Consider the following 24643-nt stretch of genomic DNA (forward strand, 5'->3'; position numbering starts at 1 on the left):
GCATCCAGCATGAACCCGCCGTGCAAAACCGGCAAAGATGAAATCGCAGCGCGCCTTCCTATATCTTCAGACAGGCGGCCGGAGCGGCCGCACCGATTCAGGGAGGGACAGGATGAGCTTTCGTCTTGCGATAACGAGTGTCGCCGCGCTTCTCGCCGCCGGCAGTGTCGTGCCGCGTGCGGCCGAGGCCAGTGTAAGGATGCGCCAGAGCGAGGATGTCCAGGTCGAAACGACCGATATGGGCGACGGCATTTTCATGATGTCGACCGGCATCGCCGGAAATCTCGCCGTGCTTGCCGGCGATGACGGTGTGGTGATGGTCGACGACCAGCTGCCGAACACGACGGCCGTGATCGAGGGCGCCGTCGTGGCGGTTACCGGCACGAATGCGCCGCGCTTTATCGTCAACACGCACTGGCATGGCGATCATACCGGCGGCAATGCGCACTTTGCCGAGCTGGGCTCGACCATCGCGGCGCATCACAATATCCGCCGCCGCCTGGCCGATGCCGACGACGAATGGGCGCAAAGCCCGGCGACCCTGCCGATCATCACTTTCGGCGAGGACCTGACCTTCCACATGAACGGGCAGACGGTCGAGGTCACGCACGTGCCCACCGCCCATACCGATGGCGATGCGCTGGTCTATTTCCGCGAGGCGGACGTGCTGCATATGGGCGACGTCATGTTCTCCGGCCTCTTCCCCTTCATCGACCTGTCGGCCGGTGGCACGGTCGACGGCTATATCGCCGCCATGGAGCGCGGGATGGAGATCGCCGGTGAAGAGACGCGCATCATTCCGGGCCATGGGCCGCTCTCGACCCGCGCTGACCTGCAGGCCTCGATCGACATGCTGCGTGAAGCCGCGTTCCGGGTGCGCACGCTCGTCGAGGGCGGTGCCGATCTGGAAGCCGTGCGTGCGGCCGAACCGCTGGCCGATCTGCACGATGACTGGAACTGGGGTTTCATCACCACCGACCGCATGGTGCAGACGCTCTACAATGATGCCGTCGGCAATGAATTTGCCTACGAGTAGGCGCGGATCGTGACCAAGATTTAAACCTGTGACCAGTTTCCGGTCAGCCTTGACGCGCTAAATGGTGTGTTATGGCAAAACCGGAAACACCCCCTTCCGGGTCGCATGGCCCAGCCCCGCTCGGATCCCGCCTGGGACGCCCCCTGGGATTTGCTGCGGGGCTGGGTATCGGCCTGCTGCTCTGGCTGATTATCGGCCTGGCGACCTCCAATCTCGTACTGGGGCTGGCCTTTGGCCTTGCGCCCGGTGTTGCCATCGGACTGGGACTGCAGCTGACGGCAAGGCGTTGAAGGGGAGAGTGTCATGGTGTTGAGCGCGTGGGAGGCCGGGCATCTTCGGCTCGCAGCTGTTGGCGTGATCATGGTCGGGCTGATGGCCTGGGCCGCGATCGGTGCGCTCAGCGGCAATCTCGCCCTGTCCCAGCTCTTTACCCTGCTCCCGGCGACCGCTGGCGGGGCGGCCTTGATGGTGAAAGCCCGCCGCAGCGAGCAGCGCCAAGCTGACAATCTCTAGCCGCCGCACACCGGACAGTCAGGGTCTCGCGGCAGCTTCACCGCCCGGCTCTCCATCGACAGCCCGTCGAACAGCCAGATCCGCCCGTCCAGTGTTTCGCCGGCCGTGCAGACATGCTTGATCGCCTCCAGCGCCATCATCGAGCCGACGACCCCGACCAGCGCCCCGACAATGCCGACGCGCGCGCAGGTTTCCGCGTCCGGCGGAATTTCCGGCACCCAGCAGCGATAGCAGGGCGAGTCCGGCGACGCATTGAACAGCGAAACCTGCCCGTCCCACCGCCCGACCGCGCCCGAGACCAGCGGAATGCCCAGCCTGCGGCTGACGGCATTGACCGCAAAGCGGGTCTCGAAATTGTCGCAGCCATCCAGGATCAGATCAGCACCTGCCAGCAGGCTTTCGGCATTGCCGGCATCGAGGGCCTCGCGGGTCGCGACGATTTGCGTGCCGGGATTGAGAGCGTTCAGGACCTGCGCACCCGTCTCGACCTTTGAGCGCCCGACATCCGCCGTGCGGAACAGGATCTGGCGCTGCAGATTGTCCAGGCTTACCGCGTCCGGATCGATCAGCGTGATGCGGCCGATGCCGGCTGCTGCGAGATAGAGCGCCGCCGGGGCGCCCAGACCACCTGCGCCGATCATGGCGATATGGGCATGCGCCAGAGCCTGCTGGCCCGGTCCGCCGATCTCGCGCAATACGATGTGGCGCGCAAAGCGCTCGATATCGATCTCGTCTGTCATGCAGGAGAGGTGGCGGATTGCCGGGCGGTTATCAAGCACGCTGCCGCTTCGCACTATGCTTTTTACCCGAACCCGGCCAGTTTACGGGGCATGTCCACCGTGTCCCAGCTTGCGTCGGTCCAGCCGACCCTGTCCGACCAGCAGACCCGCTTGCTCGACTGGCTGACGGGTGCGCGGCCGAATGTCTTCATCACCGGCCGGGCGGGCACGGGCAAGACCACGCTGATGCGCGAATTCTTGCGCCGGGCGGGTAATCGCGCCGCGGTAATCGCGCCGACCGGCGTGGCGGCGATGCAGGCTGGCGGACAGACCATCCACTCCTTCTTCCATTTTCCGCCGCGCATGATCGGCGCGCGTGATATCCGCAAGGTGCGCCACCGCCGCGTGGTGCAGGCACTGGAAACCCTGGTGATCGACGAGATCTCCATGGTGCGGGCCGACATGATGTGGGCGATCGACAAGGCGCTGCGGGTCAATCGCGAGCGCGACGAGCCGTTTGGCGGCGTGCAGGTCGTGCTCGTGGGCGATCTCGCGCAATTGCCGCCGGTGATCCAGGGGGCCGAGGCGGAATATCTGGAGAGCACGTTCGGCGGGCCCTTCTTCTTCAACCCGGAACCCTTCCGCCAGGCCGGTTTCTCGCTGGTCGAGCTTGAGCAGGTCTTTCGCCAGACCGACGAGTATTTCATCAACATCCTCAATGCCGTGCGCGATGGCGATCTGACGTCCGACGAGGCGGCGGAGCTGAATGACCGGGTGACCGGCCGCTCCGGCCTGGAAGCCTCGCTGACCCATATCGTTCTGACCTCGACGAATGAGGCGGCCTGGCGGATCAATTCCGCGCGGCTGGAAGGCCTGCGCACACCGGGACGGGCGTTCGAGGCCAAGGTGGAAGGCCAGTTCGACACGCGGCTGTTTCCGGCGGAGGAACCGCTGACGCTGAAGACCGGCGCCCGCGTCATGCTCACCCGCAACGATCCGGCGGGGCGCTGGGTCAATGGCACGCTGGGGGAGGTGGAAGGTTTCGACGAGAAGGCGGTGCGGGTGCGCATCGGCGACACGACCTATGCCGTCGAACCCCAGAAATGGGAGCGCAACGCCTATGCCTTCGATCCGGAAGCCCAGGCGCTGACCAAGACGACGGCGGGGTCTTTCACCCAGTATCCACTACGTTTGGCCTGGGCGATGACGATCCACAAGGCCCAGGGTCTGACGCTGGACAAGGTCTATCTCGATCTCGCCCGCCGCCTCTTCGCCCACGGGCAGGCCTATGTCGCCCTGTCGCGGGCCCGCTCGCTGGAGGGGCTGGAATTGTCGCGCCCGCTAACCCCCGGCGACATCATCTCGGACCCGCGCATTTTCGACGTCCGCAGCTTCTGCGACCCGGCGCCCGCGAGCGTGGAGGCTTAGCCAGTCACCCGCCTGGCCGGTTTTCACCGTCATTCCGGCGAAGGCCGGAACCCAGTTCGAAAAGCCGGGTCGTGCCAGACTTGGCACCCGCTCGCCCTGCGATCTGGGTCCTGACCTTCGTCAGGATGACGGTATTGAGCCGCGGGGCCCGCAGTCCGGCCCTACTCTTCCTCGAACAGCGCGGTCGACAGATAGCGCTCCGCACAGCTGGCCAGGATCACGACGATGGTCTTGCCGTCCATGTCGGGGCGTTTGGCGATTTCCAGGGCGGCCTTGAGGGCGGCGCCGGAGGAGATGCCGCCGGGCACGCCGTCAGTGCGGGCGGCTTCGCGGGCGGTGGAGAAGGCGGCAGCGTTGGAGACGGTGACGATTTCGTCGATCAGATCGGTCTCTAGGATTGACGGCACGAAGCCCGCGCCGATGCCCTGGATCTTGTGCGGACCGGGATCGCCGCCGGAGAGGACCGGGCTGTCTTCAGGCTCGACTGCCACAACGTGGAAGCCGGGCTTCTTCTCTTTGAGCACCTGGGCGCAGCCGGTGATCGTGCCGCCGGTGCCGACGCCGGCGACCAGCACATCGGCCTCGCCGCCGGTATCGTTCCAGATCTCCAGCGCCGTCGTCTTGCGGTGAATCGCCGGATTGGCCGGGTTGGCGAACTGGCTCGGCATCACCGCGCCAGGCGTGGCGTCGATGATTTCCTGGGCCTTGACGATGGCGCCCTTCATGCCCTTGGCCGCCTCGGTGAGAACCAGCTCGGCGCCAAGATATTTCAGCAGCTTGCGGCGCTCGATCGACATCGATTCCGGCATGGTCAGGATCAGCTTGTGACCTCGCGCAGCGGCGACGAAAGCGAGCCCGATCCCGGTATTGCCCGAGGTCGGTTCGACCATCACCGTGCCCTCACCCAGCTTGCCGGCGGCTTCCAGCGCGTCGATCATCGCCACACCGATCCGGTCCTTGACGCTGGCCAGCGGGTTGAAGAATTCCAGCTTGGCGAGGATGCGCGCCTTCACGCCATGGGACTTCGCCAGGCCGCTCATCTCGACCAGGGGCGTGCTGCCGACCGTGTCGGCGATGGAGGCGTAGACGCGTCCGCGTCCGGGTTGTTCGGTCATGGGGAACTCCCTTCGATTAGATACCGGTCGAGCCGAAACCGCCCTCGCCGCGCGCGGTTTCGTCGAGCGTGTCGGCGACTTCCCACACGGCCTGCGTGACCGGGGCGATGATCATCTGGGCGATGCGGTCGCCGCGATTGACGACGAAATCGGCCTTGCCGTGATTGATCAGGTTGACGCGGATCTCGCCGCGATAGTCGGCGTCCACCGTACCCGGCGTGTTGACGCAGGAAATGCCGAACTTGGCAGCCAGGCCCGAACGCGGACGCACCTGGGCCTCGTAGCCGGCCGGCAGGGCAATAGCGATCCCCACCGGGATCAGCCGCCACTCGCCCGGCGGAATGGTGACGGGCGCGTCTTCGGCGACTGCGGCGCGCAGGTCCATGCCGGCAGACTGGGCCGTCTCATAGGCCGGCAGGGCGAGGCCTTCATAGTGCTCAAGCGGTTTGATGCGAACGGATACGGTCATGTGCGGCGGCCCTCATGGTCTGGATGCTGCCCTGTTTTCCGATGCGTCGCGGTGCGAGGCAAGTCAGGCGAGGGCTGCGGCGATGCGGTTTGCCAGCTTTTCCGCAATCACGCCCTTGGGCGCGCGCTCCCACGCCTCGGACGTTTCGGCGGTGACCAGCAGGACGGCGTTCTCCGCACCGCCCATCACATCGCCGGAAACGTCATTGGCGACGATCCAGTCGCACCCCTTGCGTTCGCGCTTGGCGCGGGCGAGCGCTTCGACGTCGTGGGTCTCGGCAGCAAAGCCGATGACCAGGCCCGGGCGGTCTGTGTCGCGGCGCGAGATCGTCTTGAGGATGTCGGGATTTTCGACCAGTTGCAGGCTGGAGAAACTGGCCTTGTCCAGCTTCAGCTTGCGGTCGGAGGGCTGGGCCGGGCGCCAGTCGGCCACGGCGGCCACGGCGATGAAGACGTCTGCAGGCAGGGCCATCTCGACCGCATCGAGCATGTCGCGTGCCGTTTCCACATGAATGGTCGTCACGCCGTTGGGGTCAGCCAGGGCGGTCGGTCCGGCGACCAGCGTCACCTGCGCGCCCAGCGCGGCGCAGGCCGCGGCAATGGCATAACCCTGCTTGCCGGAGGAATGATTGGAGATGAAGCGCACGGGATCGATCGGCTCGCGCGTCGGTCCGGCCGTGACCAGGACATGGCGGCCAGCCAGCGGCTCAGACATTCAGCAGGCTCTCGATCTTGCCGGCGATCGTTCCCGGCTCGGCCATGCGACCCGGTCCGTACTCCCCGCAAGCCATGTCGCCTTCGTCGGGCCCGACAAAATGCACGCCATCGCCGCTGAGGGTTGCCAGATTTCTTTGCGTTGCCGGATGCAGCCACATCCGCACATTCATCGCCGGGGCCATCAGCACGGGCTTGTCTGTGGCGAGCAGTGTGGTGGAGGCCAGATCATTGGCCATGCCGGTCGCTGCCTTGGCCATCAGGTCGGCGGTCGCCGGTGCGACGACAATGAGGTCTGCGGACCGGGACAACTCGATATGTCCCATTTCCGCCTCGTCCGTGAGGTCGAACAGGTCGGCATAGACCTTCTCGCCCGACAGCGCGGAAACGCTCAGCGGCGTGACGAATTCCGCGCCGGCCTTCGTCAGGATGCAGCGGCTGCCAATCTCCCGGCGTTTCAGCTCGCGGATGAGTTCGAGGGATTTGTAGGCGGCGATGCCGCCGCCGATGATCAGCAGGATGCGCGGACTGGACAAGGCTCATCTCCCGTCAGGACGGGAAGACAGGTAGCGCTTCCGGGCGCAAATCCCAAGAGGAAGGGTGTGCCGGGCCGCTCAACTCGCCGCGAGCAGTTCGCGGACCTTCTCGGTGTCCTGCGCCAGCGCATCGCGCTTTTCCATGCGATGCCGGTAGAAGGCGCCGACGGTCAGCTCCATGTCGTACATGGTCACCCGCGTCAGGGCCGTGATGTCGTCAACGGTGAAACGATGGCGGTCCGACATGGCCAGTTCGACGATGCGTGCGAACATGTTGGTATAGGCCGCGGTGTAGACGTGCGAGTGGTATTCCAGGCGCGAATGGCGTTCGCCCATCTCGTCGGTCGCGGCGTAGTAGGCGTGATCGTAGCGCGCCGCGAACAGGCGTTCGCAATGGGCCAGCATGCCGGCGCGCAGATAGGTGACGTTCTCGGCGATCTCGTAATAGTGCGCGACTTCCGGATTGCCCATCAGATGATCGAACACCGTCTCCAGGGCTTCGTGCGCATAGGTCATCAGGCGCGGCTTGAGATGGCGGATACGCTCCGCCGTCTCCGCATCGATGCGGAAGAACTCGCGCTGGATCTCGCGTTGTTCGTTCGGGATCGAGTCGTGCCTTGCCATGCAAGCAGTCAATCACAGCTTCCTTGAGGGAAGGTGTAGAGGACCGCTAAAACTAGAACAGAGCCTGTGCGGCAAAGGCACCGGCTGCCGCTGCGGCGGCCAGCCAGGCAATGCGCAGGGCCCATGGCCGGATGCGCGGACTGCCGCCCAGCTTCAGCTCGCCGGCCTTCAGCATCGCGCCGACCTCGGCCCAGTCGTCGATGGCGCGGGGCAGCTGGCGCGCGGCATCGTGCAGGCGCTGCAGGTCTTCACCCAGATCGCGGATGCGGCCTTCAGGACCCAGCTCGCGCTTCATCCAGCGTTCGACCACGGGGGCCGCGGCGCCCCACATGTCGTGCTTGGGGTCGAGCTGGCGGGCCACACCCTCGCACTGGACCATCGTCTTCTGCAGCATGACGAGTTCCGGGCGCAGACGCATGTCGAACAGGTCGGTGATCTCGAAGAGCTGCAGCAGCACGCGCGACATCGGCACTTCGTCAGCCCGCTTGCCGAAGATCGGCTCGCCGACCGCGCGCAGCGCACTGGCGAAATCCTCGACAGAGTGATGCTGCGGCACATAACCGGCCGCGAAATGGGCGCGGGCGGCCGCCATGTAGTCGCGCGTCAGGAAGCCGTGCAGGATGAGGGCGAGGAAGCGCCGTTCGGCCCGGCCGATGCGTCCCATGATGCCGAAATCGACAGCCCAGACGGTGCCATCCTCTCCGGCAAAGAGATTGCCTGCATGCATGTCGGCGTGAAATACCCCGCGATCGAGGGCGGTTGCCAGGAAGGCCCGGGTGAGGCGCGTCGCCAGGGCCGGCCGGTCCAGATCGCTGCCCGCCACGCGTTCGATGTCGGACAGCGGAATGGCGTCGATCCACTGCGTGGTCAGGACACGCTTGCTGGAGCGCGACCAGTCGACCGCCGGGATGCGGTAACCTTCCGCCACGGCCGCCGCTTCGGAGAGTTCGGACGCGGCGGCGGCCTCGAGACGCAGATCGGTCTCGACCATCAGCGAGCGGGACACTGTGTCGACGAATTTGCGCGGCTCGAGACGGCGGGAGGCCGGTGCGAACCGCTCGGCAAGCGAAGCGCCGAGCGATAGCGTCCGGATGTCGCGCGCGATGCGGCGTTCCACGTCGGGCCGGAGAATCTTCACCGCGACGTCCCGGCCGTCGGCGGTGCGGGCCTTGTGGACCTGGGCGATAGAGGCCGCCGCGACCGGCGGGCCCAGCTCGGCGAACAGTTCCTCGGCCGGTGCGCCGAACTCCTCTGCCAGAACCTTGCGGGCCTCGGCATCGCCGAAGGGCGGCATCTTGTCCTGCAGGCGGGCCAGGCCGCGCGCAAAGCGCTCGCCGACGACATCGCCGCGCGTGGCGAGGATCTGGCCGAACTTCACATAGGAGGGTCCCAGCGCCTCCAGTGCCCGGGCGAGGCGCTCGCCGGGATTTTCGGGGCCGCCGCGCCGGGCGAACAGACGCGTCACCCGGCCCAGCATCCGCGCCGAGGCCGGATAGACCGACTGGTATTCGGCCGGCAGGATCGCATCGTGCCGCGCCAGGGTGACCAGGGCACGCACAAGACGGAAAAAGGAGGCGAGGGAGGCAAGCATCGAAAGCCGGTTTAGTGTCTGCAGCGCCGTTTGGCGAGCGTGGCGTGAAGTCGCGCAGCAAGCAGTCGGCAAGAATGCTTGCCTGCGCGCAACGGGTATCCGATTGTTGCGCCGTGAAACATACAATCGACCTCGACCGTGAAAACCAGTGGGCCGTCATTCGCTACCGAGGCGAGGTGGCGATCGAAGACGCGCTTGAGGTCATGCAGCGCCTGGTGGCGATGCCGGGCTGGACGCCGCATTGCGACCGGATCGTGGTGTATGATGACGGGTTGCTGGGCGGTATCTCGGCCGGGGATTTCCGGCGGGTCCGGAACGATCTGGTCGCGTTCATCGCCGAACACTATGGCGATACGCCGAACTATTCCGCCCAGGTCTGCGGAAACGCGATCCAGAAGCCGCTGGTCGAGTACTGGGTCAATTTCGGCCGCGACGCCTATGCGCCGGGCCTCGAACTCTTTGACACGGTGACAGCTGCCAAGGCCTGGCTGCTGCGCAAGCGCGCCGGCGACCAGGCCTGAGGTTTAGGCCCAGCCCGTGTGAAGGGCTGCGATGCCGCCGGAAAAATTGGTGTAGCTGACGCGGTTGAAGCCGGCCTCGCGCAGTTCCGCGGCAAATGTTTCCTGATCGGGGAAGCGCCGGATCGATTCCACCAGATACTGATAGCTTTCGCGATCCTTCGCGATGTGGGCACCCAGTTCGGGGATCACGTTGAACGACCAGGCGTCGTAGATCTTTTCCCAGGCCCGGCTGGTCGGCCGTGTGAATTCCAGGCAGAGGAAGCGGCCACCGGGCTTGAGCACGCGCCGCATCTCACTGAGCGCCGCAAGGCGTTCGGTGACATTGCGGATTCCGGTCGAGATCGTGACGCAGTGCGCCGAGCGGTCGGGCAGAGGCAGGCATTCGGCATTGCCGGTCACCCACTGGATGCGGCCCGATTGCCGGTCCGATACGCCGCGCTTTACACCGGCCCGCAGCATCTGCTCGTTGATATCCAGCACGATGGCCTCGGCATGCCGCGGGTCGCCGCGGCGGGCGGCCGCGCGATCGGCCTTCGCCAGGAAGCTGCGTGCGAGGTCTCCCGTACCCCCGGCGACATCGATCAGCCGCTCGCCGGGCTGCGGATTGGCGCGGGTGATCACCATGTCCTTCCACACCCGGTGCACCCCGACCGACATCAGGTCGTTCATCAGGTCATAGCGCCGCGCCGAACGGTCGAACACGCCGCGCACAAGGCCGGCCTTTTCCTCGCGGGCCACATCGCTGAAGCCGAAGGAAACAGTGGAATGGGTCTGGGTCTCTGTCATGGCCGCGACCATAAACCCCGGCGCGATGTGGGGAAAGCGGCCCGGGCGGTTCGCAGTGTCGCAGCCGGCAGGCGCTTGCCCGCAAGGCCGGAACGGGGCGATACAGGCGAAAAGGACGGATCGCCATGCCCGAGCTTCCCGAGGTTGAAACCGTAAGACGCGGTCTTGTACCGGCCCTGGAAGGGCGCCGGATTCTCTCCGTGCAGCAGAACCGGGCCGATCTGCGCTTTCCGTTCCCCGCCGGCTTTGCCGACAGGCTGACCGGCCGCCGGGTTGTCCGCATCGACCGCCGGGCCAAATACCTGCTGATCCGCCTGGACGGCGATCTGACGCTCCTCTCGCATCTGGGCATGTCCGGGCGGTACTCGATCGAGGCGGAACAGGGCACAGCACAGCCCGGCGATTTTGTGCATGCCATGCCGGCCAATCCGCGTCATGACCATGTTGTCCTGCACGTCGAGGGCGGCGTGACGGTCCGCTACAACGATCCCCGCCGTTTCGGTTTCATGGATCTGTTCGAGCGCGACAGTGACAACCCCTATCTGGCCGGGCTTGGTCCCGAACCGAACGATAACCGGTTCTCCGGCGCCTATCTGTCCGAAGTGCTGGCGGGCCGCCGGACGCCGATCAAGTCGGCGCTGCTGGACCAGAAAATCGTCGCGGGGCTTGGCAATATCTATGTCTGCGAGGCGCTGCACCGGTCCGGCATCAGTCCGCGGCGGCTGGCCTCCAGTATTCCGGGTCAGCGGGCGGAACGGCTGGCGCCGGTGGTTCGAAGCGTGATCGACGAGGCGATTGCCGCGGGAGGATCGACCCTGCGCGACTTCGCGGCGGCCGACGGTGCGCTGGGCTATTTCCAGCACCGCTTCCGGGCTTATGGCCGCGAAGGTGAAGCGTGTGTGACCGAGGGATGTTCCGGCACGATCGGCCGGATCGTCCAGTCGTCGCGATCGACCTTCTTCTGCCCGTCCTGCCAGCGTTAGGTTTCCGTGCGCACTATCTGTGGTGGTGTTGCCGCGCAGGGACCGTTATCCCTACAATCCCGGATAACACGTGCCGCGATCTCGCCTAGAAAACCTGTCATTGATCTGCGCTCCAAGGAGAAAGACCTCATGCTTCCTGTTTCCCGACTGACCCGCATGCGCCCTGCGCTCGCAGCCGGAACCGCTCTGCTGGCCGGGTTCCTGGCCAGCGCCACCATGGCGCAGGCCCAGCCCGCTGCTATCGATTATTCGGACGTTCAGGCAGACCCGGCGCTGTGGCGTGTCTCTGACGCGGACTCGGACGTGTACATCTTCGGCACCTTCCACATCCTGCCGGATACGCTGGACTGGCAGACCGATACACTGATGGAGGCGGTCGACTCCGCGCAGACCCTCTATCTGGAAGCCGATGTGCACAGCCCCGAGGCCCAGGCCCAGATGCAGGCGCTCATCCCGCAATACGGCCTCAATCCGCAAGGCGTGACGCTCTCGTCGATGCTGGACGAGGAAACCCGCGCGCTTCTCGCCGAAGTCGCGCCGAGCGTCGGAGCCGCGCCGGCCGCGCTGGACCCGCTCCGCCCCTGGCTGGCCCAGCTCATGCTCAGCGTCGCCAAGATCCAGCAGATGGGCTTCAACCCGGCGGCCGGAACCGAAATGCAGCTGATCGCGCGCGTCAATGGCACCGATATCGAGTTTGGCTATTTCGAAACCGCCGCCGAGCAGATCGGCTTCCTTGCCGGTATTCCTGAGGAGGTACAGGTCCGCGGTCTCGCAGAGACCCTGCATGAGCTGGAAGACCTGCCGCAGGAAGTGGACGACATGGTGCGTGCTTGGGCGACCGGAGATGTCGAAGCGCTCGACGAGTATGTGAACGGCGACCTGCGTGAGGACGAGCCGGAGGTCTATGAGGCCGTGATCGTCCAGCGTAACCGCAACTGGATCCCGCAGATCGAGGCTGTCCTGGAAGGCGAGGGCACGGTCTTCATCGCTGTCGGTGCAGGCCACCTGCCCGGTGATGAAGGCGTGATCGAGCTGCTGCGTGACCAGGGCTATGAGGTTGTTCGCCAATAGCCGATCGCTGACTGGAGGCGCGAGCGGATGACTCCGGCGAACTCGCCGGTATCGACGCTCGCGCCACCGTGCGTTATAGCGGCGCGGATTTTTCCCGCGCGGGGGCTTCCGCGCCGTCACATGGAGTGCCGAATGGCCTACAAGACGATACAGGTTAAGACCGAGGGACGGGTTGGTGTCATCACGCTGAACCGCCCCGAGGCGCTCAATGCGCTGTGCGACGCTCTGACCGGCGAACTTGCCGAGGCTCTGGCGGCATTCGAGCGCGATGAGGACATCGGCTGCGTCGTGCTGACCGGCTCGCGCAAGGCCTTTGCCGCAGGCGCGGACATCAAGGAATTGCAGAGCCGCGATCAGGTCAGCCTCTACCTGAACGACCCGTTTGCGCAGACCTGGGAGTCCGTTGCACGCTTCCGCAAGCCGATCATCGCGGCGGTGTCGGGATATGCGCTGGGCGGCGGCTGCGAGATTGCCATGATGTGCGATTTCATCATCGCGTCGGAGACCGCGAAGTTCGGCCAGCCGGAAATCAATCTTGGCGTCATGCCGGGTTCTGGCGGGACGCAGCGCCTGCCGCGCGCTGTCGGCAAGGCCAAGGCCATGGATCTGTGCCTCACGGGCCGCATGATGGATGCCGAGGAAGCCGAGCGTGCCGGGCTGGTCTCGCGCGTTGTCCCGGCTGACGACCTGATGGACACGGTTATGGAAGCGGCAGAAGCGATCGCGACCAAGTCGCTGCCGGTGGCCATGATGACCAAGGAAGCGATCAACCGGTCCTTCGAAGTGGGTCTCACGGAAGGCGTTCTGTTCGAGCGCCGTGTCTTCCAGTCGCAATTCTCTCTGGAAGACCAGCGCGAGGGCATGGCAGCCTTTGCCGAGAAGCGCGCCCCGCATTTCAAGCACCGCTAGCGGTCAAAGCGCATTACGGCGGTTGACGGCCCGGCTGCAAGGGCCTATACGCCGCCGCTCACGGATTTCGCCGGCCGCCTTGAGCGCCCGGCCGCATGAAGAGGTTAGGATCCATGGCCAATACAAACTCGGCCAAGAAGATGGTTCGCAAGATCGCGCGCCGCACGGCTGTCAACAAGGCGCGCCGCTCGCGCGTCCGGACTTTCGTGAAGAAGGTCGAGCTTGCGATCGCGGCCGGCAACCAGGCCGAGGCCAAGACGGCCCTGGTCAAGGCAGAGTCGGAAATGATGCGCGCTGTCTCCAATGGCGTGTTTCACAAGAACACCGGCTCGCGCAAGGTTTCGCGCCTTTCGGCCCGCGTGAAGGCGATGTCGGCCTGATCGGCCGTCGCTGAAACGACGAAAAATGCGATGCGCCCGGAACACACGTTCCGGGCGCATTTTTTTCGGCCGGACTCTGGCGGGCCCGGGCAAGCCCGGCCCGTGAGCGGGTTCCGGGGGTGCCAAATTATTGATATTTTATTCCTGATACGGATGAGCAAGGGCTCATCGCCGGACTTGATTTCCGGCCAGCGGGATGCGTCGGTTTTGTCGCGAAAAAAGACCGTTATGAGTGTCGTAAATCTGTCGTAAACGACAAGCTTCGATCCGATCACGGATTTCTCGTGTCAAGCGAAGAATCTCCAGAATCAGGCGTTGAATCCGGTTGACCATAATCGGGGAAGGCGTAACCTCTGGGCTCCTGAGGGCGACCAATCCCATGCGGATAAATTTCCGATATCGACGAGGCGATCCGTCTTGTTGTGTGGGTGGATTTTTGCCTAAAAAACAAACACCTGAACCGCGCAATCGCGTGATAAAAACAAAAGTGTGGCGAACGATGGCGTTGAACAAACTGGCTGTGGCAGAGGCAAAGACAGCGGGCTTTGAAGTCGATGGAACCGGTGGCATTTCGGCTATCTGGCGTCAGGTAAGATCCCGGCTCCGGGACGAGTGCGGTCAGGCACTTTACTCCCAGGAAATCGCCCGTCTCCGGGTCAGCGTTTCGGAGTCCGGTGCGGTTGTCATCGTTGCCCCGAGCCAGTTCAATCGTGACTGGGTGGAGGACCACTGGGGAGCGAGAATTCGCGCGATCTGGTCCGAGCTTGATACGACGCTTCGCCCGGTCCATCTCGTCGTTGAGGGCAGTGCGGATGCTCAACCGGTGGTCGCAAAGCGCGCCGAGCTGTTAAAAAAAGCTGTTTCGGACGCGCCCGTGAAGGAGTCGCGGGCTTCGCGGGAAGCGGACGCCGAGCCAGCGATCGGCGAGACCCGTTTTACCTTCGACAGCTTCCGGGTCGGTCCGGCCAACGAGGTTGCGGCCGCAGCAGCACGCACCGTGGTCGGCGCCCAGACTCCGCCCTTCAATCCCGTTTTCTTCTACGGTGACTACGGCGTCGGCAAGACCCACCTCATGCACGCAATGTCGAGCGCCTTCGAGCACACTTCGCGGCCGCGCAAGGCGCTCTATCTGACCGCCGAGGAATTTCTGTCCGGCTTTGTGACTGCCATGCGGGCGCGCGATACGATCTCCTTCAAGGAAACCGTGCGCGGTGTCGATGTGCTGCTGATCGACGATGTCCATTTCATCGCCGGCAAGCTGAAGACCGAAGACGAACTGCTGAACACGATCGCGGCGCTGATTGCCGAGAACAAGCAGGTCGTGCTGGCCTCGCACCGGCCGCCGGCCGAGCTGCAGGTGTCCGACGACCGGCTGCGTTCGCTGCTGACGGGCGGTCTGTCCTGTCCGCTCGGCAAACCCGATCTCGATCTGCGCCGCCAGATCCTTGACTGCAAGATCGCGCAGGCGAAGTGCCACTATCCGGTGCTCGACGTGCCGGAAGCCGTGCGCGACTTCCTCGCCGCCCGGATCACCACCAGCCCGCGCGAGCTGGAAGGCGTGCTGAACAATGTGATCTGCCGCACCGCGCTGCTGGGGCTGCCGGTGACGATGGAGGCGGTGTCCACGGCGCTGCGTGAATTGTCGCTGAATTCCGAGCGGCGCCTGACAGTGGATGATATCCAGAAGGTCGTCGCCAGCCATTACGGCGTGACGCCGGCAGATATTTGTTCCAAGCGCCGCACCCAGAGCGTCGTGCGCCCGCGCCATGTGGCGATGTATCTGGCCAAGACGATGACGACGCGTTCGCTGCCGGATATCGGCCGGCGCTTTGGCGGGCGGGACCATTCCACCGTCATCCATGCGGTCAACAAGGTCACAGCGCTGCTGGAAGCCGGGGATCCGGTGGGTGACGATATCGATCGGCTGACCCGCGAGCTGCAGAGCTAGGCCAGGTCCTCCGGCCAATGTCAGTTGTGGAGAAGGCGCGTGCGCTGGAGAAATCTCTTGCGAACGCGCGTTTTCATGTATCCTCTTTGACCCACCTGTTTCGGCACGGGGTGATTTGCTCGCCGTGCTGTCCCGACCGACCCGGTGTCACGCTGCGGTGATGCCGCCAATGTGCAAGCGGACGTAAGACATGAAGCTGACGATTGAGCGCGCAACGCTCCTGAAGGCCCTGGGCCATGTTCAGGCCGTCGTCGAAAAGCGCAACACGATCCCGATCCTGTCCAATGTCCTGATTTCGGCCGGGCCGGATGGTGCGAGTTTCGCGGCCACCGATCTTGATATCGAGATCCTGGAAACGACGGACGCGACCTGCGAGGGCGAAGGTCTGGTGACCGCGCCGGCGCACACGCTCTACGACATCACCCGCAAACTGCCGGACGGCGCCGATGTCACGCTGGAGATGACGGGCGGCGATCCGCGGCTGACGCTGAAAGCCGGCCGCTCGAACTTCTCGCTGCCCTGTCTGCCGCCGGGCGATTTCCCGGTCATGCCGACCGAGGATCTCGAACACCGTTTTTCGGTCCCCGCGAGCGAACTGGCCCGGGTGATCGACAAGACCCGTTTCGCGATCTCGACTGAAGAGACCCGCTACTATCTCAACGGCATCCATCTGCATGCCGCCGAGCATGATGGCCGCAAGACGCTGCGTGCCGTCGCGACCGATGGTGTGCGTCTGGCGCTGGCGGAGATCGATCTGCCGGATGGTGCGGACGGCATGCCGGGTGTGATCGTACCGCGCAAGACCGTGCAGGAGGTCCGCCGTCTTCTGGAAGACGCCGACGACGATGTCGAGGTCTCGGTCTCCGAAGGCAAGATCCGCTTCCGCCTGGGCCGCGCCGTGCTGACCTCCAAGCTGATCGACGGCGCTTTCCCGGACTATGAGCGCGTCATTCCGCGCGGCAATACCCGGGTGATGTCGGTCGAGAACAAACGTTTCGCCGAGGCCGTCGACCGCGTCGCCACGATCTCGGTCGAGAAGTCGCGCTCGGTGAAGCTCTCGCTGGGTCAGGACACGCTGACGCTGGCCGTGAACAATCCGGAAAGCGGACAGGCCGAGGAAGAGCTCGCCGTGTCCTATTCCGACGAAGGCTTCGCCATCGGCTTCAATGCGCGCTACATGCTCGATGTCGCCTCGCAGATCGAAGGCGACGAGGCGCGTTTCCACTTCGCCGATGCAGCCTCGCCAGCCCTGGTGACCGACAGCGGCGATGAAGACGCGCTCTACGTGCTGATGCCGTTGCGGGTGTGACGGACGGGTTTACCGAATTCGAGACTCCGACACCGCCGCCGGTTCCGCCTGCGGCGGTTCGTCGTTTGCGGCTTACCGATTTCCGCTGCTATGCCGCGCTCGATCTGGAACTGGGCCCGGCCCCGGTCGCGCTCTACGGCGCCAACGGGGCGGGCAAGACCAATCTGCTCGAAGCGCTCTCCTTTCTCGTGCCAGGCCGCGGTCTGCGTTCGGCCGGGGCTGACGGTGTTGCGCGCAAGGACGCGTCCGGTCCGGCCGAGGCCTGGGCCGTCTTCGCCGAGATGGAGACGCGCGATGGCGAGGTGCGTCTCGGCGTCGGCGCGCGCAATGGCGGGCGGCGGGAAACCCGGATCGACGGCGAGCCGGCGCCCCAGGGGGAATTGGCGCGGCTGGTGCCGATGATCTGGCTGACCCCGGCCCAGGACCGCCTGTTTGCCGGTCCCCGGGCCGACCGGCTGAAATTTTTCGATCGGCTCGTCTACGCAGCCGACCCCGCCCATGCTGAAGCGGCGACGGCCTATGACAAGGTGCGCACGCGCCGTCAGCGTCTGCTGGACGAGGGCCAGGCGGATCCGGCCTGGCTCAACGCGCTGGAAAGCGAGATGGCCGGTCACGGCGTGGCCATGGCAGCCGCCCGGCTCGATGCGCTGATCCGTCTGCAGGGCGAGATCGATGCCCGTCCCGAGGGCGCCTTTCCGCAAGCCGATCTGGCGCTCGACGGCGCGGTCGAGGCCGATCTGGCCGACGGGCTGGATGCCGGGACAGCCGAAGACAGGTTTGCCGCCGCGCTGCGCGACGGCCGCCGGCGGGACGGCGCGGCGGGCCGCACCCTGACGCGCGGCCCCCACCGGACCGAACTGGTCGCCCGTCATCGGGAGAAGGACCAGCCCGCCGGTGACTGTTCGACCGGCGAGCAGAAGGCGCTGATCCTCACCCTTGCTCTGGCCCAGGCCCGGGCGCTCGCCTGGCAGGGCGGCGTGGCCCCGCTCCTGCTGTTCGACGAGGCCTGCGCCCATCTGGATGCCCCCCGCCGCGAGGGCCTCGCCCGCGAAATTCTCGCCTCCGGCTCCCAGGCCTGGCTGACCGGCGTGGAGCGCGTGCTGTTCGAGCCCTTTGGGGAGCGGGTGCAGTATTTCGAGGTCGACGCGGCCCGTGTAAGGCGGCCGGAATGACGCCGGAAAATCTTCTTCTCTTTGCCGGTGCGTTGCTGGTCCTGTTCATCACGCCAGGCCCCGGGATTGCGGCGATGGTGGCGCGGACCCTGGATGCCGGGCCGGTGAATGCGGCCATCTATGGCTTCGGCATTCTGCTGGGCGACATGTTCTGGTTCACCCTGGCGGTGACGGGGCTGTCGGCGCTGGCGACGCAATTGTCCGGCTTCTGGCTGGCGGCCAAGCTGGTCGGCGTGGCCTATCTGTCCTGGATGGCGTTCCGGGCTTTCTGGAGTGCCTGGACCGGCGCCCGGCCGAAGCCAGTCTTCAAGGCGGGCTCGAAACGCAGCCATGCCGCGACTTTCGTGGCGGGTGTCGCCATGCCGCTCTCCAATCCCAAGCCCATCGTTTTCTACCTGACCCTGGTGCCGGCCTTTGTGCCGCTCGAGGCGATCACGCCGGCCACATACGCGCTGATGCTGGCCATGATGACCGTGCTGGCCGTACTTACGGCGGGCGCCTATATCGGCGGCGCGCATCGGGCCCGCGAATGGCTGGTAACGCCGGCGGTCCGGCGCGGGGCGGATATCGTGACCGGGCTGGTGATGACCGGTATCGCCATCCTGCTTCTGGTGGCGCGCTAGCATGCCGGCTATCGGACGCACGATGCGGCGATTGAGGTTTGTAACCGGCGCCGAAGCGGCACACACTCGCGGCGCAATGATCGGGGCAGGGAAATGAGCGATCCGACAAGCATCGATTTCCGGCGGCCGGAACGGTCCGGCGAGGGGCCGCGGGCCTGCGTCGTGATCGCCGTGCTCGACGAGGCGGAGAATGTCGCCGCCGTGTGCGAGGAAACGCTGCGCGAAATGGAACGCGCCGGCGCGTTCGAGATCGTCTTTGTCGATGACGGGTCGAGCGACGCTACGCCTGACATCCTGCAGGATATCGCCGCAAAGGACCCGCGCGTCCGTGTCGTCCGCCATGACCGTCGCTGCGGCAAGTCGCAGGCGGTCCGCTCCGGCGTTCTGGCCGCGCGGGCGCCCTGGATTGCGACCATGGATGGCGACGGGCAGAACGATCCGGCCGATCTTCCCGACATGCTGGAAAAAGCCTGGGCCGCCGAGGGTGAGGCGCCGCTGGTTGCCGGCACACGTGTGCGCCGCAATGATCCGGTCTCCCGGTTGGTGGCGACCCGTATTGCCAACGGATTCCGTGCCGCGGTGCTGGGCGATCACTGCCCGGATACCGGCTGCGGCGTGAAGGTTTTCCCGCGCGAGGCCTTCCTGTTGCTGCCCTGTTTCGAGGGCATGCACCGCTTCCTGCCGGCCCTGTTCCAGCGCTATGGGCATCCGCTGATCAATCATCCGGTGCGCCACCGCGCCCGCCATGCCGGCCAGTCGAAATACACCAATATCGGCCGCGCCTTCGTCGGCATATTCGACACGATGGGCGTGATCTGGCTGGTGCGGCGGACCAAGGCACCCGGCCGCATCCAAGAGCGCCGCCCGTGAGCGAGGCCGCCAGCCGCCTGGGGTGGAAGGACTGGCTCGTTCTGGTCCTGGTCTCCTGCGTGGTGCTGTTGCCGGGTATCTCCTCCATCCCGCCGGTGGATCGCGATGAGGGCCGCTATGCCGTCGCCACCAGCCAGATGGTCGAGACCGGCGATTTCATCGACATCCGCTTCCAGGAAGAACAACGCTATCTGCAACCGGCCGGAATCTACTGGCTGCAATCGATCGCCGTGACCTTGACCGGCACGGCGGACGACCGTGCGATCTGGGCGCATCGTATTCCCTCCTTTCTCGGGATCCTTGCTGCGGTCGCCATGACGGCGGCCATCGCGGCCGGCCTCTTCGGACGCACCGCGGGGCTGGGTGCTGGCCTGCTCGTCGCGACCGCCTTGGCCGTCGGCTTCGAGGCGCGGATTGCCAAGACCGATGCGGTCCTCTTGGCGACAATCACGGCGGCACACCTCGCCCTGATGCGGGTCTATCTGCAGCCGCAGGGGCATTGGTGGCGGCCGGCCCTGTTCTGGGCCGCGCTGGGCGCCGGCATGATGATCAAGGGACCGATCATCCTGCTTTTCATCGGCCTGGCGCTGGCCGCGCTTCTGGTCTGGGACCGCAAGTTTTCCTGGCTCAGCGGACTGAAACCGCTCTGGGGCGTGCCGCTTTTCCTGATCATTGCCTTGCCCTGGTATGTCGCCATCGGCATCGTGTCCGACGGCGCCTTCTACGCCGAAGCCGTCGGCGACAGCCTGATGGGCAAGGTGGGCGAGAGCCAGCAATCCCATGCCGGCCCGCCGGGCTATTATCTCGGCCTGTTCTCGCTGACCTTCTGGCCGGGCTCGCTGTTTGCAGTCTTCGCCGGCTGGTGGGCCTGGGCAAACCGGGCCCGCCCGGCCGTGCGTTACCTGATCTGCTGGGTCGTGCCGGCCTGGATCGCCTACGAGCTGATCGCGACCAAGCTGCCCCACTATGTGATGCCAACCTATCCGGCGCTGGCTGTACTGGCCGTTGCGGCAATCTTCGCACCGGGCGACAGCAAGGCACCGCTCTGGCTGAAGATTGCGGCGGGGCTCTATGCCGCCGTTTGGCTGGCCTTTTCCGGACTGGTCGCGGCGGTGCCGGCGGCCGGGTTCCACTGGTCCGAGGGCGTTGTCTCGCCGATGCTCGTCGTGCTGGGCGCGGCCACATTCCTCGCCGCAGCCGCGGCGCTGGCACTCTATCTCACCGGCCGCCGCCCGGCGTCTCTCGCAGCCGGGCTGGCCGGCGGGGCGCTGGCGGTGATCACGGTCTATGGCGTGACCATGCCGCGGCTGGAAACATTGTGGCTGACGCCGCGCATCGTTGCGGCCGTCGACGCGCATGCGGCGTGTGAACCGACCCATCTCGTCACCTCCGCCTTCCGCGAGCCCAGCCTGGTCTATCGCCATGGTCCCTATGACACCGTGCTCGCCGCAGATCCCGCCGATGCCGCGACCCGGCTGGCGGCGGACACGGCCTGCTCGCTGGCCCTGATCGATGCCTCCGAGGCCGAACCCTTTCTGGCGCAGGCCGAGGCGCTGGGGCTGTCCCTGCAGGCGCTGGAAACGATCGAGGGGCAGAACTACTCCAATGGCGACGAGATGCGGCTGACGCTCTACCGGGCGGGGCCGTGATCCCCGGGGCGCTGGCCGGTCTTGTCCGGCGCCATCCGGGCCGGGCGGCGGCCCTGATTGTGCTTGTTGCCCTGTTTTCGCTGGGCGGGTTTGCGGCCTTTCTTCTGCCCGAAGACGTCACACGGCGCGGTCTGGACATGCTCGACGCGGCAGGCGGCACTGTCTGGGCGCCGCCGGTCGCGCTGGTGCTTTTCCTGGTGCTGATCCTGCTGGGCACGCCGCAGGCGGTGCTGATCGCCGCGATGGTGGCGGCCTTCGGACCCTGGGCGGGCTTTGCATACAGCTGGGCCGGCAAGCTGGCCGCTTGTGCACTCGGTTTCGCCCTCGGCCGCAAGCTCGGCGCGGGCTGGGTGGAAGAGCGGGCGGGCTCCGACGCCGCCATCGTGATGGACGAGCTGGCACGCCACGGCTTCTGGGCGAGTGCGGTGATCCGCCTCGTGCCGACCCTGCCCTCCATCGTGATCAATGCCGCGGCCGGCTGCACGCCGATGCGCTTTCGCGATTTCATCGCCGGGACCGCGATCGGCAGCGTGCCGAAAATGGCGCTGATCGCCTTTGCCAGCCATGCCGCGATCCGGGGGATCGAGGGCGCCGGCCTGCAGGCCTGGATCGCGGTCGGCGGGGCGGTTCTGCTGCTCGTCCTCATCGGCGTGATTGGCCGCAACTGGCTGAAGCGGCGGATGGTCCGTCCCGAGGCTGAAGACGCCGCGAACTGACTCACGCGCGTACGTACGCGCGCGTGTGCGCGCGAGTGGTCACAGGGATGCGAAACCTGTACAACAATCCCATGACGGAACAAGCGAATCAAGAATACGGCGCGGAGTCGATCAAGGTCCTCAAAGGGCTCGACGCCGTGCGCAAGCGCCCGGGCATGTATATCGGCGACACCGATGACGGTTCCGGCCTTCACCACATGGTCTACGAAGTCGTCGACAATGCGATCGACGAAGCGCTCGCCGGCCATTGTACCGAAGTCGTGGTGCGCCTGCATGCCGACGGTTCGGCCTCGGTGCGTGATGACGGTCGCGGCATTCCGACCGACATCCACAAGGAAGAGGGCGTCTCTGCGGCCCAGGTCATCATGACCCAGCTGCACGCCGGCGGTAAGTTCGACCAGAATTCCTACAAGGTGTCCGGCGGCCTGCACGGCGTGGGCGTGTCGGTGGTGAACGCGTTGTCCGACTGGATGGATCTGACCATCTGGCGCAATGGCAAGAAGCACCACATGCGCTTCCGCCGCGGCGAGGCCGAGGAAGATCTCAAGGTCGTCGGCGAGGCCGAGGGCCAGAAGGGCACGGAAGTCCGCTTCATGCCCTCCGAGGACACCTTCACCATGACGGAGTTCGATCGCGACACGCTGCAGCACCGGCTGCGCGAACTCGCCTTCCTGAACTCCGGCGTGAAGATCACGCTGAAGGATGACCGCGGCCCGGAGCCCTTCTCCGACACGATGATGTATGAGGGCGGCGTGGCGGCCTTCGTCTCGCATCTCGACCGCACCAAGACGCCGCTCTTCACCCCGCCCGTCCTGATCCAGGGCGAACGTGACGGTGTTTCGGTGGAAGCGGCGCTGGAGTGGAATGACAGCTATCACGAGAATGTGCTCTGCTTCACCAACAACATTCCCCAGCGCGATGGCGGCACGCACCTGGCCGGTTTCCGCGGTGCGCTGACCCGTATCATCAACAATTATGCCGGCTCGTCCGGCCTGGCCGCCAAGGCCAAGGTCGCCATCTCCGGCGATGATGCCCGTGAAGGCCTGACCTGCGTCCTGTCGGTGAAGGTTCCGGACCCGAAATTCTCCTCCCAGACCAAGGACAAGCTGGTCTCGTCGGAAGTCCGTCCCGCCGTCGAGGGCGCGGTCGGCGAGGCGCTGGCCGAATGGTTCGAGGAGCATCCCAACGAAGCCAGGATGGTCGTCTCCAAGATCATCGAGGCCGCCGCCGCCCGCGAAGCCGCCCGCAAGGCGCGCGAGCTGACGCGGCGCAAGTCGGCGCTGGACATCACCTCCCTGCCCGGCAAGCTCGCCGACTGTCAGGAGAAGGATCCGGCCAAGTCCGAACTCTTCATCGTCGAGGGTGACTCGGCCGGCGGCTCTGCCAAGCAGGGCCGTCACCGCGAGAACCAGGCCGTGCTGCCGCTGCGGGGCAAGATCCTCAATGTCGAGCGCGCACGCTTCGACAAGATGCTCTCGTCCGACCAGGTCGGAACGCTGATCACGGCGCTGGGCACGGGCATCGGGCGCGACCAGATCAATTACGACAAGCTGCGCTACCACAAGGTCATCATCATGACCGATGCCGACGTGGACGGTGCCCACATCCGCACGCTTCTGCTCACCTTCTTCTACCGGCAGATGCCCGAGCTGATCGAGCGCGGCCACCTCTATATCGCCCAGCCGCCGCTCTACAAGATCACCAAGGGCCGCTCGGAACGCTATGTGAAGGACCAGGCGGAAATGGACGCCTACCTGATCGAGGAAGGCGCGTCCGACGCGACGCTGACCCTGGCCGGTGGCGAGGTGATCTATGGCCAGGACCTGGCCGGCCGTGTCGCTTCGGCGCGCGGCGTGAAACTCTCCGTCGACCGCCTGACGGCGCGGGCTCCGGGCTTCGCCCTGGAAGCCGCCGCCCTGGCCGGTGCGCTGGTGCTGGAGCCGTCCGAAGAGGCCGTGAAGACAGCCGCCGAACGCCTCAACGCCGTTGCCGATGAGGGCGAGGATGGCTGGACGGCGCGCCTGGGCGAGGAATACCAGCTGATCTTCCAGCGCGAGCTCCGGGGCGTCACCGAAACCGTGGTGCTTGACGCCAATCTGCGCGAAAGCCCGGAGGCGAAACGCCTGTCCGAGCGGGCCCAGGCAATCGCCGGCGACTATACCGGCCCGGCCGTGTTCGCGCCGAAATCCGGCGCTGTGCGGATCCATTCGCCCAGCCAGCTGGTCGAGGCCGTCATTACGTCCGGGGCCAAGGGCATGAAAATCCAGCGCTACAAGGGTCTGGGCGAGATGAATCCCGGCCAGCTCTGGGAAACCACGCTCGATCCGAATGCGCGCTCCCTGCTGCAGGTCTCGGTCACCCATGCCGATACCGCCGACGAGCTCTTCACCAAGCTGATGGGCGATGTTGTCGAACCGCGCCGCGACTTCATCCAGGAGCACGCGCTCGAGGCCGAAGTCGACGCCTAGACGTGTCGAGACGCATCACAGCGCCCGCCCTCCTGGGGCGGGCGTTTGTGTGTCGGGGGGCTTTTCCCATTCTCCCCCGCTTCCCCCGGCCCCCGTGCCGGGGCCCGGTTGAGCCTGCACCTGAAACGCCGGCAGGCCCCGGAACAGGTCCGGGGAAAGCGGCAGTGCGCATTTCAACCTCTTCCATTTCTCCCGGCCACCCGCTTTCGCGGGCGCAGGCTTCAGCCTGCGCAGGCAGGCTGCAGATCCGGGATCTGCTTTGCTGCGTGAAGCGTGAGCGGCTTCCAGTCGGTCCCGGACAGCGCTGCGCGCTTCCGGGAAAAATCGTGTGTGTTTGCAGATGAGGAAACACAAAACCCTCCACGGCGCTGTGCGCCTGGAGCGATGAGAGGGGTGCGGGATGCACGGCGGACATCGCGTGTCCGATTTGAAGCTTTGGTGGTGATGCCCGAGGCATCCCGCACGCGGAGATTTACCCGGATCCCTTGCGGGAC

23 protein-coding genes and 1 pseudogene are annotated in these 24643 nt (G+C 65.8%); 17 read left to right on the forward strand and 7 right to left on the reverse strand.

The genetic code is table 11. From position 1 onward, the window contains the following. The first annotated feature begins 112 nt into the window (after window positions 1–112). The 3 genes from ABJO18_RS13845 to ABJO18_RS13855 all read left to right on the forward strand — a co-directional run bounded on the left by ABJO18_RS13845 (window position 113) and on the right by ABJO18_RS13855 (window position 1549). Entirely contained in the window at window positions 113–1036 is a 924-nt protein-coding gene (locus ABJO18_RS13845; RefSeq protein ID WP_348506883.1) for an MBL fold metallo-hydrolase, read from the forward strand. A 71-nt stretch (window positions 1037–1107) separates the two neighbouring features. After that, complete coding sequence (locus tag ABJO18_RS13850; RefSeq protein WP_348506882.1) at window positions 1108–1326, forward strand: hypothetical protein; 219 nt, start codon at window positions 1108–1110, stop codon at window positions 1324–1326. 13 nt (window positions 1327–1339) lie between these two features. Beyond that, window positions 1340–1549 (forward strand): hypothetical protein, encoded by a 210-nt coding sequence (locus ABJO18_RS13855; RefSeq protein WP_348506881.1) that lies wholly within the window; start codon window positions 1340–1342, stop codon window positions 1547–1549. Here ABJO18_RS13855 and ABJO18_RS13860 read toward each other — a convergent pair. After that, complete coding sequence (locus ABJO18_RS13860) at window positions 1546–2289, reverse strand: HesA/MoeB/ThiF family protein (protein WP_348506887.1); 744 nt, start codon at window positions 2287–2289, stop codon at window positions 1546–1548. The genes ABJO18_RS13855 and ABJO18_RS13860 overlap by 4 nt on opposite strands. Window positions 2290–2388: 99 nt before the next feature. Between ABJO18_RS13860 and ABJO18_RS13865 the strand changes: the two genes are divergently transcribed. Then, complete coding sequence (locus ABJO18_RS13865) at window positions 2389–3696, forward strand: DEAD/DEAH box helicase (protein ID WP_348506880.1); 1308 nt, start codon at window positions 2389–2391, stop codon at window positions 3694–3696. A gap of 161 nt (window positions 3697–3857) precedes the next feature. Here the strand turns inward: ABJO18_RS13865 and cysK are convergent, their stop codons facing one another. From cysK to ubiB, 5 genes and pseudogenes are all read right to left on the reverse strand, one after another. Beyond that, the gene (gene cysK / locus ABJO18_RS13870) at window positions 3858–4811 is read right to left on the reverse strand and encodes a cysteine synthase A (protein WP_348506879.1); all 954 of its coding nucleotides are present in this window, start codon (window positions 4809–4811) and stop codon (window positions 3858–3860) included. A gap of 16 nt (window positions 4812–4827) precedes the next feature. Next, window positions 4828–5280, reverse strand: a complete 453-nt coding sequence (gene dut / locus ABJO18_RS13875; RefSeq protein WP_348506878.1) for a dUTP diphosphatase — start codon at window positions 5278–5280, stop codon at window positions 4828–4830. Window positions 5281–5343: 63 nt separating this feature from the next. Further along, window positions 5344–6529 (reverse strand): annotated as a pseudogene (gene coaBC / locus ABJO18_RS13880) (bifunctional phosphopantothenoylcysteine decarboxylase/phosphopantothenate--cysteine ligase CoaBC). A 78-nt stretch (window positions 6530–6607) separates the two neighbouring features. Then, window positions 6608–7153: a protoglobin domain-containing protein gene (locus tag ABJO18_RS13885; protein ID WP_348506877.1), complete on the reverse strand. Its 546-nt coding sequence runs from the start codon at window positions 7151–7153 to the stop codon at window positions 6608–6610. A gap of 52 nt (window positions 7154–7205) precedes the next feature. Next, window positions 7206–8744 (reverse strand): 2-polyprenylphenol 6-hydroxylase, encoded by a 1539-nt coding sequence (gene ubiB, locus ABJO18_RS13890; RefSeq protein ID WP_348506876.1) that lies wholly within the window; start codon window positions 8742–8744, stop codon window positions 7206–7208. A gap of 113 nt (window positions 8745–8857) precedes the next feature. Here ubiB and ABJO18_RS13895 point away from each other — a divergent pair, with 113 nt between their 5' ends. Then, window positions 8858–9265: a hypothetical protein gene (locus ABJO18_RS13895; protein ID WP_348506875.1), complete on the forward strand. Its 408-nt coding sequence runs from the start codon at window positions 8858–8860 to the stop codon at window positions 9263–9265. A gap of 3 nt (window positions 9266–9268) precedes the next feature. Here the strand turns inward: ABJO18_RS13895 and ABJO18_RS13900 are convergent, their stop codons facing one another. Then, the gene (locus ABJO18_RS13900) at window positions 9269–10051 is read right to left on the reverse strand and encodes a class I SAM-dependent methyltransferase (protein ID WP_348506874.1); all 783 of its coding nucleotides are present in this window, start codon (window positions 10049–10051) and stop codon (window positions 9269–9271) included. Window positions 10052–10176: 125 nt separating this feature from the next. Between ABJO18_RS13900 and mutM the strand changes: the two genes are divergently transcribed. The 12 genes from mutM (at window position 10177) to gyrB (ending at window position 24149) form a co-directional block, all read left to right on the forward strand. Further along, window positions 10177–11034 carry a bifunctional DNA-formamidopyrimidine glycosylase/DNA-(apurinic or apyrimidinic site) lyase gene (mutM, locus tag ABJO18_RS13905; protein WP_348506873.1) on the forward strand — a complete coding sequence of 286 codons (858 nt, stop codon included), beginning with the start codon at window positions 10177–10179 and terminating at the stop codon, window positions 11032–11034. 129 nt (window positions 11035–11163) lie between these two features. After that, window positions 11164–12105 carry a TraB/GumN family protein gene (locus ABJO18_RS13910; protein ID WP_348506872.1) on the forward strand — a complete coding sequence of 314 codons (942 nt, stop codon included), beginning with the start codon at window positions 11164–11166 and terminating at the stop codon, window positions 12103–12105. Between the two features lie 132 nt (window positions 12106–12237). Beyond that, complete coding sequence (locus ABJO18_RS13915) at window positions 12238–13014, forward strand: enoyl-CoA hydratase (RefSeq protein ID WP_271187928.1); 777 nt, start codon at window positions 12238–12240, stop codon at window positions 13012–13014. 113 nt (window positions 13015–13127) lie between these two features. Continuing rightward, window positions 13128–13394: a 30S ribosomal protein S20 gene (rpsT, locus tag ABJO18_RS13920; protein WP_271187927.1), complete on the forward strand. Its 267-nt coding sequence runs from the start codon at window positions 13128–13130 to the stop codon at window positions 13392–13394. 379 nt (window positions 13395–13773) lie between these two features. Then, a complete protein-coding gene (gene dnaA, locus ABJO18_RS13925; protein ID WP_348515973.1) occupies window positions 13774–15342 on the forward strand; it encodes a chromosomal replication initiator protein DnaA in 1569 nt (522 codons plus the stop codon). 190 nt (window positions 15343–15532) lie between these two features. Beyond that, window positions 15533–16651 carry a DNA polymerase III subunit beta gene (gene dnaN, locus ABJO18_RS13930; RefSeq protein WP_348507893.1) on the forward strand — a complete coding sequence of 373 codons (1119 nt, stop codon included), beginning with the start codon at window positions 15533–15535 and terminating at the stop codon, window positions 16649–16651. After that, a complete protein-coding gene (recF, locus tag ABJO18_RS13935) occupies window positions 16648–17823 on the forward strand; it encodes a DNA replication/repair protein RecF (RefSeq protein WP_348507892.1) in 1176 nt (391 codons plus the stop codon). Before dnaN ends, recF begins: the two co-directional genes overlap by 4 nt. Then, window positions 17820–18446 carry a LysE family translocator gene (locus tag ABJO18_RS13940; protein ID WP_348507891.1) on the forward strand — a complete coding sequence of 209 codons (627 nt, stop codon included), beginning with the start codon at window positions 17820–17822 and terminating at the stop codon, window positions 18444–18446. Before recF ends, ABJO18_RS13940 begins: the two co-directional genes overlap by 4 nt. Before the next feature lie 93 nt (window positions 18447–18539). After that, window positions 18540–19316, forward strand: coding sequence for a glycosyltransferase family 2 protein (locus ABJO18_RS13945; protein ID WP_348507890.1), 777 nt, complete (start codon window positions 18540–18542; stop codon window positions 19314–19316). Beyond that, entirely contained in the window at window positions 19313–20965 is a 1653-nt protein-coding gene (locus ABJO18_RS13950) for a glycosyltransferase family 39 protein (protein ID WP_348507889.1), read from the forward strand. The genes ABJO18_RS13945 and ABJO18_RS13950 overlap by 4 nt, the downstream gene beginning before the upstream one ends. Beyond that, window positions 20962–21681, forward strand: a complete 720-nt coding sequence (locus ABJO18_RS13955) for a TVP38/TMEM64 family protein (protein WP_348507888.1) — start codon at window positions 20962–20964, stop codon at window positions 21679–21681. Before ABJO18_RS13950 ends, ABJO18_RS13955 begins: the two co-directional genes overlap by 4 nt. Window positions 21682–21752: 71 nt before the next feature. Beyond that, the gene (gyrB, locus tag ABJO18_RS13960) at window positions 21753–24149 is read left to right on the forward strand and encodes a DNA topoisomerase (ATP-hydrolyzing) subunit B (RefSeq protein ID WP_348515974.1); all 2397 of its coding nucleotides are present in this window, start codon (window positions 21753–21755) and stop codon (window positions 24147–24149) included. Window positions 24150–24643: the final 494 nt, after the last annotated feature.

Source organism: Maricaulis sp. (genome assembly GCF_039978735.1).
Lineage (GTDB): Bacteria > Pseudomonadota > Alphaproteobacteria > Caulobacterales > Maricaulaceae > Maricaulis.

Coding starts and splice junctions, on each gene's coding strand:
- ABJO18_RS13845 (WP_348506883.1), top strand. CDS start 113: ATGAGCTTTCGTCTTGCGATAACGAGTGTCGCCGCGCTTCTCGCCGCC.
- ABJO18_RS13850 (WP_348506882.1), top strand. CDS start 1,108: ATGGCAAAACCGGAAACACCCCCTTCCGGGTCGCATGGCCCAGCCCCG.
- ABJO18_RS13855 (WP_348506881.1), top strand. CDS start 1,340: ATGGTGTTGAGCGCGTGGGAGGCCGGGCATCTTCGGCTCGCAGCTGTT.
- ABJO18_RS13860 (WP_348506887.1), bottom strand. CDS start 2,289: ATGACAGACGAGATCGATATCGAGCGCTTTGCGCGCCACATCGTATTG.
- cysK (WP_348506879.1), bottom strand. CDS start 4,811: ATGACCGAACAACCCGGACGCGGACGCGTCTACGCCTCCATCGCCGAC.
- dut (WP_348506878.1), bottom strand. CDS start 5,280: ATGACCGTATCCGTTCGCATCAAACCGCTTGAGCACTATGAAGGCCTC.
- ABJO18_RS13885 (WP_348506877.1), bottom strand. CDS start 7,153: ATGGCAAGGCACGACTCGATCCCGAACGAACAACGCGAGATCCAGCGC.
- ubiB (WP_348506876.1), bottom strand. CDS start 8,744: ATGCTTGCCTCCCTCGCCTCCTTTTTCCGTCTTGTGCGTGCCCTGGTC.
- ABJO18_RS13900 (WP_348506874.1), bottom strand. CDS start 10,051: ATGACAGAGACCCAGACCCATTCCACTGTTTCCTTCGGCTTCAGCGAT.
- mutM (WP_348506873.1), top strand. CDS start 10,177: ATGCCCGAGCTTCCCGAGGTTGAAACCGTAAGACGCGGTCTTGTACCG.
- ABJO18_RS13910 (WP_348506872.1), top strand. CDS start 11,164: ATGCTTCCTGTTTCCCGACTGACCCGCATGCGCCCTGCGCTCGCAGCC.
- ABJO18_RS13915 (WP_271187928.1), top strand. CDS start 12,238: ATGGCCTACAAGACGATACAGGTTAAGACCGAGGGACGGGTTGGTGTC.
- rpsT (WP_271187927.1), top strand. CDS start 13,128: ATGGCCAATACAAACTCGGCCAAGAAGATGGTTCGCAAGATCGCGCGC.
- dnaA (WP_348515973.1), top strand. CDS start 13,774: ATGCGGATAAATTTCCGATATCGACGAGGCGATCCGTCTTGTTGTGTG.
- dnaN (WP_348507893.1), top strand. CDS start 15,533: ATGAAGCTGACGATTGAGCGCGCAACGCTCCTGAAGGCCCTGGGCCAT.
- ABJO18_RS13940 (WP_348507891.1), top strand. CDS start 17,820: ATGACGCCGGAAAATCTTCTTCTCTTTGCCGGTGCGTTGCTGGTCCTG.
- ABJO18_RS13945 (WP_348507890.1), top strand. CDS start 18,540: ATGAGCGATCCGACAAGCATCGATTTCCGGCGGCCGGAACGGTCCGGC.
- gyrB (WP_348515974.1), top strand. CDS start 21,753: ATGACGGAACAAGCGAATCAAGAATACGGCGCGGAGTCGATCAAGGTC.